The 12,129-nt window shown below is 63.1% G+C and carries 12 protein-coding genes and 1 pseudogene; 11 read left to right on the top strand and 2 right to left on the bottom strand.

The annotated features are described in order from the left end of the window. Window positions 1–57 precede the first annotated feature (57 nt). From BM019_RS23210 to BM019_RS23220, 3 genes are read left to right on the top strand one after another with little or no spacing between them, the layout of a single operon-like run. Window positions 58–420, top strand: coding sequence for a CidA/LrgA family protein (locus BM019_RS23210; RefSeq protein WP_009045794.1), 363 nt, complete (start codon window positions 58–60; stop codon window positions 418–420). Continuing rightward, the gene (locus tag BM019_RS23215; RefSeq protein ID WP_007927117.1) at window positions 417–1,133 is read left to right on the top strand and encodes an LrgB family protein; all 717 of its coding nucleotides are present in this window, start codon (window positions 417–419) and stop codon (window positions 1,131–1,133) included. Before BM019_RS23210 ends, BM019_RS23215 begins: the two co-directional genes overlap by 4 nt. Window positions 1,134–1,143: 10 nt before the next feature. Next, on the top strand, window positions 1,144–1,734 hold the full coding sequence (locus BM019_RS23220) for an LON peptidase substrate-binding domain-containing protein (RefSeq protein WP_007927116.1): 591 nt from the start codon (window positions 1,144–1,146) through the stop codon (window positions 1,732–1,734). Between the two features lie 160 nt (window positions 1,735–1,894). Here the strand turns inward: BM019_RS23220 and BM019_RS23225 are convergent, their stop codons facing one another. Both BM019_RS23225 and BM019_RS23230 read right to left on the bottom strand, forming a co-directional pair. Beyond that, window positions 1,895–3,211 carry a bifunctional DedA family/phosphatase PAP2 family protein gene (locus BM019_RS23225; RefSeq protein WP_009045793.1) on the bottom strand — a complete coding sequence of 439 codons (1,317 nt, stop codon included), beginning with the start codon at window positions 3,209–3,211 and terminating at the stop codon, window positions 1,895–1,897. A 95-nt stretch (window positions 3,212–3,306) separates the two neighbouring features. Then, window positions 3,307–3,993: a DNA-3-methyladenine glycosylase gene (locus BM019_RS23230; protein ID WP_007927114.1), complete on the bottom strand. Its 687-nt coding sequence runs from the start codon at window positions 3,991–3,993 to the stop codon at window positions 3,307–3,309. A gap of 176 nt (window positions 3,994–4,169) precedes the next feature. On the opposite strand from BM019_RS23230, the gene BM019_RS23235 reads away from it, so the two are divergent. From BM019_RS23235 to BM019_RS23270, 8 genes and pseudogenes are all read left to right on the top strand, one after another. Continuing rightward, the gene (locus tag BM019_RS23235; RefSeq protein ID WP_053262799.1) at window positions 4,170–5,435 is read left to right on the top strand and encodes a glutamate-5-semialdehyde dehydrogenase; all 1,266 of its coding nucleotides are present in this window, start codon (window positions 4,170–4,172) and stop codon (window positions 5,433–5,435) included. Next, the gene (gene nadD / locus BM019_RS23240; protein WP_007927112.1) at window positions 5,435–6,079 is read left to right on the top strand and encodes a nicotinate-nucleotide adenylyltransferase; all 645 of its coding nucleotides are present in this window, start codon (window positions 5,435–5,437) and stop codon (window positions 6,077–6,079) included. The genes BM019_RS23235 and nadD overlap by 1 nt, the downstream gene beginning before the upstream one ends. Before the next feature lie 75 nt (window positions 6,080–6,154). Further along, window positions 6,155–6,562, top strand: a pseudogene (gene rsfS, locus BM019_RS23245) (ribosome silencing factor); the annotation flags it as partial. 9 nt (window positions 6,563–6,571) lie between these two features. Next, on the top strand, window positions 6,572–7,039 hold the full coding sequence (rlmH, locus tag BM019_RS23250) for a 23S rRNA (pseudouridine(1915)-N(3))-methyltransferase RlmH (protein WP_003185785.1): 468 nt from the start codon (window positions 6,572–6,574) through the stop codon (window positions 7,037–7,039). A gap of 12 nt (window positions 7,040–7,051) precedes the next feature. Then, window positions 7,052–8,947, top strand: coding sequence for a penicillin-binding protein 2 (gene mrdA / locus BM019_RS23255; RefSeq protein WP_009045790.1), 1,896 nt, complete (start codon window positions 7,052–7,054; stop codon window positions 8,945–8,947). 31 nt (window positions 8,948–8,978) lie between these two features. Further along, window positions 8,979–10,082 carry a rod shape-determining protein RodA gene (gene rodA, locus BM019_RS23260; RefSeq protein WP_051003959.1) on the top strand — a complete coding sequence of 368 codons (1,104 nt, stop codon included), beginning with the start codon at window positions 8,979–8,981 and terminating at the stop codon, window positions 10,080–10,082. 17 nt (window positions 10,083–10,099) lie between these two features. Then, a complete protein-coding gene (gene mltB / locus BM019_RS23265; RefSeq protein ID WP_009045789.1) occupies window positions 10,100–11,113 on the top strand; it encodes a lytic murein transglycosylase B in 1,014 nt (337 codons plus the stop codon). Continuing rightward, a complete protein-coding gene (locus BM019_RS23270) occupies window positions 11,113–12,114 on the top strand; it encodes a septal ring lytic transglycosylase RlpA family protein (RefSeq protein WP_007927105.1) in 1,002 nt (333 codons plus the stop codon). Before mltB ends, BM019_RS23270 begins: the two co-directional genes overlap by 1 nt. Window positions 12,115–12,129 lie beyond the last annotated feature (15 nt).

Raw genomic sequence — 12,129 nt, forward strand, 5'->3', positions numbered from 1 at the left:
CGGTCCATAGCGTTCGCGTGCTTATAATGCCCGGCGCTTTTTCGGGGGAGATGAGAGATGTTGTTACGCGGTCTGACATGGCTGGTGCTGTTTCAATTGCTCGGTACGGCGATCAATCATCTGTTCCTGCCGATCCTGCCGGGGCCGATTGTCGGCCTGCTGTTGCTGCTGATCTTCCTGGTGGCACGCGGCGAAGTGGGCGAGCCGCTGAATCTGGCCGCCTCAAGTCTCTTGCGTTACCTGCCGCTGTTGCTGGTGCCGCCCGCGGTGGGCGTGATGGTGTACGCGGCGGATATCGCCGCGGACTTCTGGGCGATAGTCGGCGCGCTGGTGTTGTCGCTGGTGATCTCCATGGCCTTCGTCGGCGTGCTGATGCAGCGGCTGGTCAAGCGCCACGGACATCGGGAGGGCGGCCAATGATGTTCGATTGGCAGGGCGCCTGGGCGTCGGTGATCCACCATCCATTGTTCGGCATCGGCATTACCCTGGGCGCCTATCAACTGGTGCTCGCGGCCTTCGAGAAAACCCGTTGGATCTTTCTGCAACCGGTGCTGGTCTCCATGTTGCTGGTGATCGGCGTGCTGCTGAGTTGTGGCTTGAGCTACGCCGAGTACCGCAAGAGCACGGAGATCCTGAGCATTCTCCTGGGCCCGGCCACGGTGGCGCTGGCCGTACCGCTGTACCTCAACCTGCGGCGGATTCGACAGTTGTTCTGGCCGATATTTACTACGCTGGTGATTGGAGGGGTGGTCGCCACCGGCCTGGGCGTACTGCTGGGATGGTGGTTCGGTGCCGAGAACATGATCCTGATGACCATGGCGCCGAAATCAGTGACCTCGCCGATCGCCATGCTGGTGGCCGAACAGATTGGCGGTGTCGCAGCGCTGGCTGCGGTATTCGTGTTGATCACCGGGGTGATCGGGGCGATTTTCGGTCCGGCCATCCTCAACCGCCTGCAGGTGCATAGCCCGGAAGCCCGGGGCATGGCGCTGGGCATGACGGCTCACGCGGTGGGCACTTCGGTGGCCTTGCAGGAAAGTGATGAGTGCGGTGCTTTCGCGGCGCTGGCGATGAGTCTGATGGGTGTGGCCACGGCGGTCTTCCTGCCGTTGGCGGTGTCGTTGGTGGTTTAAGGAAACCTGTATGAGCCTGGCGCTTTTCCCGCTGAACACGGTGCTGTTCCCCGACTGCATTCTCGACTTGCAGATTTTCGAGGCGCGCTACCTGGACATGATCGGTCGCTGCATGAAACAGGGCAGCGGCTTCGGCGTGGTGTGCATCCTCGAAGGCGAAGAGGTGGGTATCGCCCCGGAAGGTTTTGCGCGGGTGGGCTGTGAAGCGCTGATCACTGACTTCCATCAGCAGGACAACGGCCTGCTGGGGATTCGGGTCAAGGGCGGGCGGCGTTTTCGGGTGCTGAGCAGCGAAGTGCAGCGCGATCAGTTGCGGGTGGCTGAAGTCGAGTGGCTGGACGAGGCGCCGGAGCGGCCGCTGCAGGATGAAGACGGGGACCTGATCGCCTTGCTCAAGGCGCTGGCCGAACACCCGATGGTCGAAGCCCTGAACATGGGCACCGAAGCCACCGGCCAGCAGTCGCTGGCCAACCAGCTGGCCTACCTGTTGCCGTTCTCCGAGCTGGACAAGATCGACCTGTTGCAACTGGACGATCCGCAGCAACGCCTGGATGCGATCCAGGCCTTGCTGGACGAATTGCAGGGCGAACTGTTCGCCTGATCCTGATCCTGATCCTGATCCTGATCCTGATCCTGATCCTGATCCTGTAGCCGCTGCCGCAGGCTGCGATCGCCCACACAGTGGGCGCAGATTCCGAAACCGCTGAAGGCCTTCGGCCTATCGCAGCCTGCGGCAGCGGCTACAGGGGCGTTCGTTCTATCTAGTAGGCATAACGCAACATGGCGTGGGGTAGATGCCTGACGGCTTCGAAGCCGAACAGCGCCGTCAGCGCCGGCAATACCAGCCACCAGATCTTGGCCGGCATAGGCTCCAGTGGTGTCTGGCGCTGGGCGAACCACAGGCTGGCGGCGCACACGCAGGCGGCAAGCATGGCGCCGGCAAGGATGTCGGAGGGCCAGTGCGCGCCCAGGTAAATCCGCGACAAGGCAATCGCCGCCGCCGGCAGGCAGCCCAGCAGCAGCCAGGTCAGGCGCATGCGCGGCGGCTGGCCGCGACCGGCGAGTATCGCCAGGGTCAGGAACAGGGCGAACGAGCCGGAGCTGTGGCCGCTGGGCATGCTGTAGCTGGTCAGTGGGTCGGTCAGGACTTCCGGGCGTACCCGGGCGAAGAACAGCTTGGTGCCGGTGTTGGCCAATGCGGTGCCCAGTAGCGTGGTGCCCGCGAAAATCGCCTGCCGCCATTGCCGGGCAATCAGCAACAGCAGGGTGACCAGGGCGCTGGCGAACAGCATGGTGCGAAATTCGCCGAACTGGGTGAGTACCACCATCACCTCGTCCATTGCTGGGCTGCGGTGTTCCTGGACTAGCGCGATCAAGCCCTGGTCGAAATGGTTCAAGTAGGGGTAACCGATGAACAGTCCTGCCAGGATCGCCAGACTGAGGCCGGCCACCAGCGGGCTGGCCTTGCGATGGCGGCGCACGGTGCTGTTGATGCTCAGGCCCAGCAGCACGGCGATGCTGGCGGCGACTATTCCTGCCTGCGGCCAGAAACCTTCAGGCAAGGGCAGGCGGATCGCCGCGCCCGTGGCCCAGCCCGGTAGCAGGTAGGCCACGGTCCAGCCGGCCGCGGCCAGCAGGCTGACGGCGAAAAAGCGCGGGAACGACATGTCGAACATGCCGGCGACCATTGGCAGCATGGGCCGCAAGGGACCGATAAAGCGCCCGACCAACAGGCTGGCGATGCCATACCGCTGGAAGTAGGCTTCGGCGCCGTTGATCCATTCCGGGTGATGGCGCAGGCCCGGCAGGCGGCGGATATTCTGGTGAAAGCGCCGGCCCAGCAGATAAGACACCACGTCCCCAAGCAAGCCGCCAAAGAACCCCAGCGCCAGGGTTTCACCCAGGGACAGCGCGCCGCTGCCGGCCATCACGGCAATGGCGAACAGCAGCACGGTGCCGGGTACGATCAGGCCGGCAATCGCCAGGCATTCGACGCAAGCGACGATGAACACGGCTGCCGCCAGCCATTGGGGGTTCATCGTCAACCAGCCGGTTATTCCATCGAGCCATTGGCCCATAGGTTTTCAACTCCGGTTATTCGGTGGTTCAACTGTAGAACCGGGCTTGCTCGCGATCAGGCCATCCGCGGGCACGCCGGCTCCTGCGAAAGGGATCAATCGAGCAACAGATAGTCGCGACCTTCGACCTGCCCGCGACGTAGCGGGTTCCGGGTGCAGTAGGGGGCGTAGGCGGCATCGACAAAGCGGTACATCAAGTGTTCGTCGCGGCCGTGGGGAATGCCCAGGCGAGTGGTCTGGATGATGCTGGCGACGGGCGTGCCGACATCCTCGACGAACAGCACTTCATGGTCGAAGCGCTTGGCATCCCATACCGGGACTTTCAGGCCCAGGGCCTTGCACAGCAGGGTCTGGCCGGCGCAGAGCTTTTGCGAGGGGCGCGGCCGGCCGCTGGCATCGGGATTGTTCAGCAGCATCTGCGCCAGGCTGGCGGGGCCGGAGACTTCGTCGACCCAAGGGTAGGCCGACTTGATCAGCACCGCGTTGCCCGGCCCCTGGGCGCTGAAGTTCAGCGAATCGCCGCCGCGGGCGTAGTACATATAGATGTGGCCGCCGTCCAGAAACAAAGCCTTACGCTTTTCTGTGTAGCCGAGGGAGGCATGGCTGCCTTTTTCCTCGCAGTAATAGGCTTCTGTTTCGATAATGCGCGCCGACAGCCACAGATCGCCGACCCGATGGCGGATGATTTTGCCGAGCAGTTCACGGGCCAGGACCTGGGCATCACGATCGAAAAAGCGGTCGGGCAGGGCCTTGGGCAGCGTCGGGGTGGACAGAATGGACATGGTGGCCAGGAGCGATGACGGGAATTGGTTCGGAATGATATCAATTCCAGGCTTAATTCAGGCTGAACGAGAGGTATTTGCCGTCCATTTCGACCATCCGCCCGTGACCGCTGTCCGTGGACCGGCGCGACAGCTATAATCAGCCGCTTTCCTCTTTGCCAAGACCACAGCAGACCATGACTGAGTCCGTTCTTGACTACATGACCCGTTTGGGTCGCGCTGCCCGCGAAGCCTCGCGGGTAATCGCCCGTGCCACCACTGCGCAGAAAAACCGCGCATTGCTGGCGGCTGCCGATGCATTGGACGCTGCTCGCCCCGAGCTGAGCGCGGCCAATGAGCAGGACCTGGCCAACGGCCGGGCCAATGGTCTGGAACCGGCATTGCTCGATCGTCTGGCGTTGACTCCGGTGCGTATCGACGAAATGATCGAAGGCCTGCGTCAGGTGGCCAAGCTGCCTGACCCCATCGGTGAAATCCGCGATATGCGCTACCTGCCTTCGGGCATCCAGGTCGGCAAGATGCGCGTTCCCCTGGGCGTGATCGGCATCATCTACGAGTCGCGCCCCAACGTGACCATCGATGCGGCCAGCCTGTGCCTGAAGTCCGGCAACGCCACCATCCTGCGTGGCGGCTCCGAGGCGATCAATTCCAACCGCGCCATTGCCACCTGCATCCAGCAAGGGCTGGCGGTGGCCGGCTTGCCGGCGCAAGTGGTGCAGGTGGTGGAAACCACCGACCGCGCGGCCGTTGGCGCGTTGATCACCATGCCCGAGTTCGTCGACGTGATCGTGCCGCGTGGCGGCAAGAGCCTGATCGAGCGGGTCAGCCGCGACGCCAAGGTGCCGGTGATCAAGCATCTGGACGGCGTCTGCCATGTGTTCATCGACGTGGCGGCCGACCTGGACAAGGCGATTCGCATCGCCGACAACGCCAAGACCCAGCGCTACGCACCCTGCAATACCATGGAGACCCTGCTGGTCCACGCCGGTATTGCCGAGCGCGTACTGCCGCCGCTGGCGGCAATCTATCGCGACAAGCAGGTCGAGCTGCGCGGTTGCCCGCGTACCCGTGCCTTGCTGGGCGACGATGTGATCGAGGCCACCGAAGAAGACTGGAGTACCGAGTACACCGCGCCGATCCTGTCGATCCTGGTGGTCGACAGCCTGGACGCGGCCATCGAGCACATCAACATCTACGGTTCGCACCACACCGACGCCATCGTCACCGAGAACTTCACCGACGCCCGGCGTTTCCTCAACGAGGTGGATTCCAGCTCGGTGATGGTCAATGCCTCGACCCGGTTTGCCGACGGTTTCGAATATGGCCTGGGCGCGGAGATCGGTATTTCCACCGACAAGCTGCACGCCCGTGGTCCGGTTGGCCTGGAAGGGCTGACCAGCGAGAAATATGTCGTCTTCGGCGACGGCCATGTGCGCACTTGATGAGCAAACGTATCGGTCTGCTGGGCGGTACCTTCGACCCCGTGCACATCGGTCACCTGCGCAGTGCGCTGGAGGTGGCCGATTCGCTGGGGCTCGATGAGCTGCGCCTGACCCCCAGCGCGCGGCCGCCGCATCGCGATGCACCGCAGGTGTCGGCGCTGGACCGTCTGGCGATGGTCGAGTGTGCGGTGGCGGGCGTTTCACCCCTGGTGGTGGACGACCGTGAGCTGAAACGGGACAAGCCGTCCTACACCCTAGACACCCTGGAACAGATGCGGGCCGAGATGGCCGCGGATGACCAGTTGTTCCTGTTGCTGGGCTGGGACGCTTTTTGCGGCCTGCCTACCTGGCATCGCTGGGAAGAGTTGCTCCAGCATTGCCACATCCTGGTGCTGCAACGCCCGGATGCCGACAGCGAGCCGCCGGATGCGTTGCGCAACCTGCTGGCGGCGCGCTCGGTGAGCGATCCCCTGGCCCTGCAAGGGCCCGGAGGACACATTGCATTCGTCTGGCAGACACCGCTCGCGGTGTCCGCCACCCAGATCCGTCAACTGCTGGCCAGCGGTAAGTCGGTACGTTTCCTGGTGCCTGATGCGGTCCTGGCCTATATCGATGCACACGGTCTTTACCGTGGGCCGAACTGAAGGCGCGCTGCCGGCTGATGCCGTGCAACGCGCCATACATACGAGCTGAACGAGTTTTATATGACTAACCAAGTAATGAAAGGCGAAGATCTGGTCAAGGTGGCAGTCGCCGCGCTGGAAGACGTCAAGGCCCAGGACGTCCTGGTGATCGATGTTCGCGAAAAGCAGAGCATCACCGACTACATGATCATCGCCACCGGTACTTCCAACCGCCAGATCGGCGCGATGCTGGAAAAGGTCCGCGAGATGGTCAAGGCCCAGGGCGTCAAGCCGCTGGGTGAAGAAGGCAAGGGCGACAGCGACTGGGTGCTGCTGGACCTGGACGACGTGATCGTGCACATGATGACCGCCTCCGCGCGCCAGTTCTACGACCTGGAACGGCTGTGGCAGGGCGCCGAGCAGAGCCGTGCGGCCGATGGCAAGCACCACAGCCCGGAGCACACCCATGAGCACTTCACCAAGCTCAACAAAGACCAGCAATAAGGGACGGCTGTGCGCCTGCGTCTGATCGCTGTCGGTTCACGCATGCCCAAGTGGGTGGAAGAGGGTTGGCACGAGTATGCCAAGCGTCTGCCATCCGAACTGGCGCTGGAACTGGTGGAAATACCGCTCAATACCCGTGGCAAGAACGCCGATGTGGCTCGTTTCATCCGTCAGGAGGGCGAAGCCATGCTGGCCAAGGTCGGCCCGAACGAGCGGATCGTCACCCTCGAGGTCCACGGCAAGCCCTGGAGTACCGAGCAGCTGGCGGTGGAGCTGGATCGCTGGCGCCTCGACTCGCGCACCGTGAACTTCATGGTCGGCGGCCCCGAGGGGCTGGCGCCGGAAGTCTGCGCGCGGGCGGATCAGCGCTGGTCGCTGTCGCCGCTGACTTTGCCGCACCCGCTGGTACGGATCCTGATCGGTGAACAGCTGTATCGCGCCTGGACAGTCCTGTCCGGGCACCCTTATCACAAATAGCCCGCGCCCCTAATGTCCCAGCCGATCCGTATCAAGGACCACGAAAAAGACGCCCGTCTGGTGCGTGGCCGGGTCGTGTTCGGGGCTATTGCCGTGGTCTGCCTGATCGGGGTGCTGATCGCGCGGCTGTATTACCTGCAGGTGATCCAGTACGACTATCACTCGACCCTGTCGGAAAACAACCGGGTTCACGTCCAGCCGATTCCGCCGACCCGCGGTCTGATCTTCGACCGCAATGGCGTGGTGGTGGCCGACAACCGGCCGAGCTTCAGCCTGAGCATGACCCGTGAGCGTTCCGGCGACTGGCGCCAGGTGCTCGACGTCATTGTCGAGGTGCTGGAACTGACGCCGGAAGACCGGGCGCTGTTCGAGAAGCGCATGAAGCAGGGGCGTCGGCCGTTCGAGCCGGTGCCGATCCTGTTCGAGCTCAACGAAGAGCAGATCGCCCGGATCGCGGTCAACCAGTTCCGTCTGCCTGGGGTGGAAGTGGTGGCGCAGTTGGTCCGTCATTACCCTCAGGGCGCGCACTTCGCGCACTCGGTGGGCTACATGGGGCGGATCAACGAGAAAGAGCTGAAGACCCTGGACCCGGTGAACTACAGCGGCACCCACCACATCGGCAAGACCGGTATCGAGCGCTTCTACGAGCCCGAGCTGCACGGCCAGGTGGGTTACGAAGAGGTCGAGACCAACGCTCGCGGCCGTGTGTTGCGGGTGCTCAAGCGTACCGACCCGATTCCCGGCAAGGACATTGTCCTGAGCCTGGACATCAAGCTGCAGGAAGCCGCGGAGGCGGCCTTGGGCGGCCGGCGTGGCGCGGTGGTCGCGCTGGACCCCCGCACCGGGGAAGTGCTGGCCATGGTCAGCCAACCGAGCTTCGACCCGAACCTGTTCGTCACCGGCATCAGCTTCAAGGCCTATGCCGAGCTGCGCGACTCCATCGACCGTCCATTGTTCAACCGGGTGCTGCGCGGCCTGTATCCGCCGGGTTCGACCATCAAGCCGGCGGTGGCCATTGCCGGTCTCGACTCCGGGGTGGTGACGGCCTCCACGCGGGTCTATGACCCGGGCTACTACCAACTGCCCAACTACGATCACAAGTACCGTAACTGGAACCGCAGCGGTGACGGTTACGTCGATCTCGACACCGCGATCATGCGGTCCAACGACACCTACTTCTATGACCTGGCCCACAAGCTGGGGATCGATCGGTTGTCGGCTTATATGAACAAGTTCGGGATCGGCCAGAAGGTCTCGCTGGACATGTTCGAAGAGTCGCCGGGCCTGATGCCGTCGCGGGAATGGAAACGCGCCACCCGTCGCCAGGCTTGGTTCCCGGGCGAGACGCTGATTCTCGGGATTGGCCAGGGTTACATGCAGTCCACCCCGTTGCAGCTGGCCCAGGCCACGGCATTGGTGGCGAACAAGGGCAAATGGAACCGTCCGCACCTGGCCAAGACTATCGAGGGCGAAAAGCCGGTGGATGAGAACCCGATGCCGGACATCATCCTGCGCGATCCGTCGGACTGGACGAAGGTCAATCACGGCATGCAGCAGGTGATGCACGGCGCCCGCGGTACGGCGCGCAAGGCGGCCATCGGTTCGCAATACCGGATCGCCGGCAAGAGTGGTACGGCCCAGGTGGTCGCGATCAAGCAGGGCGAGAAGTACGACCGCTCCAAGGTCCAGGAGCGTCATCGCGACCACGCCCTGTTCGTCGGCTTCGCGCCGGCGGAAAACCCGAAAATCGTGGTCTCGGTCATGGTCGAGAACGGCGAGTCCGGTTCCGGCGTGGCGGCCCCGGTGGTGCGTCAGGTGATGGACGCCTGGCTCCTCGGCCCGGATGGCCTGCTCAAGCCTGAGTTTGCCGGCCCTATCAGTGCGGAGGCTACGGCCCGTGAAGAGTAATTTCGATCGCATCCTGTCCAGCGAGGATGTGATGCGTCGCCGGGCGACGCTGCTGCAGCGCATGCACATCGACGGCCCATTGCTGATCCTGCTGCTGACCCTGGCGGCCGGCAGCCTGTTCGTCCTGTATTCGGCCAGCGGCAAGAGCTGGGATCTGCTGGGCAAGCAGGCGACGTCATTCGGCATCGGCCTGGTGTCGATGATCGTCATTGCCCAGCTCGAGCCCCGGTTCATGGCGCGCTGGGTGCCACTGGCCTATGTGTTCGGCGTGATACTGCTGGTGGTGGTGGATGTCATGGGCCACAACGCCATGGGCGCCACCCGCTGGATCAACATCCCCGGGGTGATTCGCTTCCAGCCCTCGGAATTCATGAAGATCATCATGCCGGCGACCATCGCCTGGTACCTGGCCAAGCGCACCTTGCCGCCGCAGCTCAAGCATGTGGGCATCAGCCTGGTCCTGATCGGTATTCCGTTCATTCTGATCGTGCGTCAGCCGGACCTCGGGACCTCGCTGCTGATTCTCGCCGGTGGCGCCTTCGTGCTGTTCATGGGCGGGCTGCGCTGGCGCTGGATCCTCAGCGTGCTGGCCGCCGCGGTACCGGTGGCGATCGCCATGTGGTTCTTCATCATGCACGACTACCAGAAGCAGCGGATCCTGACCTTCCTCGACCCGGAAAGCGATCCGCTGGGCACTGGCTGGAACATCATTCAGTCCAAGGCGGCCATCGGCTCTGGCGGCGTCTTCGGCAAGGGCTGGCTGCTCGGCACTCAGTCCCACCTGGACTTTTTGCCCGAGAGCCACACCGACTTTATTATCGCGGTCATGGGCGAAGAGTTTGGCCTGGTGGGCATTTGCGCTTTGCTGCTGATCTATCTGCTGCTGATCGGTCGGGGGCTGGTGATCACCGCCCAGGCGCAGACGCTGTTCGGCAAATTGCTCGCCGGCGCCCTGACCATGACGTTTTTTGTTTACGTTTTCGTCAACATCGGTATGGTCAGTGGCCTGTTGCCGGTCGTGGGGGTGCCGTTGCCGTTCATTAGCTACGGAGGAACTTCGCTGGTGACGCTGCTGTCAGCGTTTGGGGTTTTGATGTCGATCCATACCCATCGTAAGTGGATCGCGCAGGTTTGAATAAGGTGAAGAATTCAATGCAAGTAATGCGTGGCTGGACTGCTCGGTATGCACCGTGGGTCGGTCTGGTAGGCATCCTTGGCGCGGCGCAGGAAGCGCTGGCCGGCGGCGAATACGAAGGTTCCCCTCAAGTAGCCGAATTCGTGGGCGAAATGACTCGCGACTATGGCTTCGCGGGCGAACAGCTGATGGGCGTGTTTCGCGAGGCCGAGCGCAAGCAGTCGATCCTCGACGCCATTTCCCGGCCCGCCGAGCGGGTCAAGCAGTGGAAAGAATACCGGCCGATGTTCATCACCGACGCGCGCATCGCCCGCGGTGTGGACTTCTGGCGCCAGCACGAAGCGGTACTGGCCCGTGCCGAGCAGGAATACGGCGTGCCGGCCCAGGTGATCGTGTCGATCATCGGCGTCGAAACCTTCTTTGGGCGCAACACCGGTAATTACCGGGTGATCGATGCACTGTCGACTTTGGGCTTCGATTACCCGCCACGTGCCGAGTTCTTCCGCAAGGAATTGCGCGAATTCCTGCTGCTGGCCCGTGAAGAACAGGTCGACCCGCTGACCCTGAAAGGCTCCTACGCGGGCGCCATGGGCTTGCCGCAGTTCATGCCGAGCAGTTTTCGCGCCTATGCTGTGGACTTCGACGGTGATGGCCACATCAATATCTGGACCAATCCGGACGATGCCATCGGCAGCGTCGCCAGTTATTTCAAGCGTCACGGCTGGGAGGCCGGGCAGCCGGTGGTCAGCCGGGCCGAAGTGCGCGGCGATCAGGTCGACGAAGGTTTGACCACCGGTATCGAGCCGACGAAAACCGTCGGGGAGTTGCGGGCGCTGGGCTGGTCGAGTCATGATGCGCTGCGCGATGATATGCCGGTCACGGCTTTCCGCCTGGAAGGTGACAATGGCCCCGAGTACTGGATGGGCCTGAAGAATTTCTACGCGATCACGCGTTATAACCGCAGCGTGATGTACGCCATGGCCGTACATCAGCTCTCTGAACAGCTGGTCCAAGCACGGGGCGTCAAGTAATGCTGGCATCGCCAAACCGCAAACCCCTGAAGCTGGTGGCTCTTGCCGCGTTGTCCTTGCTGGTGGTCAGTTGTTCGTCAACCCAGGCGCCGAAACAGAAGGGCCCGACGACAGCCGTACGTTCGACGCCGGGCCTGGACATCAACCGCGCCCACAAAGACGGCGCACCCTGGTGGGACGTCGATGTATCGCGCATCCCCGACGCCACGCCGACCCTGCACACCGGCCCGTACAAGGCCAATCCTTATACGGTGCTGGGCAAGACCTATTTCCCGATGGCCGAATCCAAGCGTTATGTCGCTTCGGGCACGGCTTCCTGGTACGGCACCAAGTTCCACGGGCAGAACACCGCCAATGGCGAGGTGTATGACCTGTATGGCATGAGTGCCGCACACAAGACCCTGCCATTGCCGAGTTATGTCCGGGTGACCAACCTGGATAACCACAAAAGCGTGATCCTGCGGGTCAATGACCGTGGGCCGTTCTATTCGGACCGGATCATCGATTTGTCCTACGCCGCGGCCAAGAAGCTCGGTTATGCCGAGATCGGTACCGCCCGGGTCAAGGTCGAGGGTATCGACCCGCAGGAATGGTGGGCCCAGCGCGGTCGGCCGGCACCCTTGATGCTCAATGAGCCGAAAGCCGCGCCAGTGATGACGGCGTCCACGGGGACCGTCGAGCAATGGACGCCACCTGCACAGCAGCACGCCGCGGCCGTTGTGCCGGTGCAACTGGATGCAAAAAAAAACGCTTCTGCGCAAGCCTCTGGCCAGTATCTGCAGGTGGGCGCCTTCGCCAACCCGGACGCTGCCGAGCTCCTGCGCTCGAAGCTGAGCGGGATGGTGAGCGCTCCGGTGTTCATCAGCTCGATCGTGCGCAATCAACAGACCCTGCACCGGGTGCGCCTGGGGCCGATCGGCTCGCCGGGTGAGATCCAGCAAGTGCAGAACAGCGTCCGGCTGGCCAATCTGGGGCAGCCGAGCCTGGTAACCGCCGAGTAATCGGACATTGATTCA

The organism is Pseudomonas sp. NFPP07 (assembly GCF_900115645.1).
Taxonomy (GTDB): domain Bacteria; phylum Pseudomonadota; class Gammaproteobacteria; order Pseudomonadales; family Pseudomonadaceae; genus Aquipseudomonas; species Aquipseudomonas chlororaphis.

Bases quoted from the DNA above. Each gene is read 5' to 3' on its own strand.
- BM019_RS23210 (WP_009045794.1), top strand. From the start codon at position 58: ATGTTGTTACGCGGTCTGACATGGCTGGTGCTGTTTCAATTGCTCGGT.
- BM019_RS23215 (WP_007927117.1), top strand. From the start codon at position 417: ATGATGTTCGATTGGCAGGGCGCCTGGGCGTCGGTGATCCACCATCCA.
- BM019_RS23220 (WP_007927116.1), top strand. From the start codon at position 1,144: ATGAGCCTGGCGCTTTTCCCGCTGAACACGGTGCTGTTCCCCGACTGC.
- BM019_RS23225 (WP_009045793.1), bottom strand. From the start codon at position 3,211: ATGGGCCAATGGCTCGATGGAATAACCGGCTGGTTGACGATGAACCCC.
- BM019_RS23230 (WP_007927114.1), bottom strand. From the start codon at position 3,993: ATGTCCATTCTGTCCACCCCGACGCTGCCCAAGGCCCTGCCCGACCGC.
- BM019_RS23235 (WP_053262799.1), top strand. From the start codon at position 4,170: ATGACTGAGTCCGTTCTTGACTACATGACCCGTTTGGGTCGCGCTGCC.
- nadD (WP_007927112.1), top strand. From the start codon at position 5,435: ATGAGCAAACGTATCGGTCTGCTGGGCGGTACCTTCGACCCCGTGCAC.
- mrdA (WP_009045790.1), top strand. From the start codon at position 7,052: ATGTCCCAGCCGATCCGTATCAAGGACCACGAAAAAGACGCCCGTCTG.
- rodA (WP_051003959.1), top strand. From the start codon at position 8,979: ATGCGTCGCCGGGCGACGCTGCTGCAGCGCATGCACATCGACGGCCCA.
- mltB (WP_009045789.1), top strand. From the start codon at position 10,100: ATGCAAGTAATGCGTGGCTGGACTGCTCGGTATGCACCGTGGGTCGGT.
- BM019_RS23270 (WP_007927105.1), top strand. From the start codon at position 11,113: ATGCTGGCATCGCCAAACCGCAAACCCCTGAAGCTGGTGGCTCTTGCC.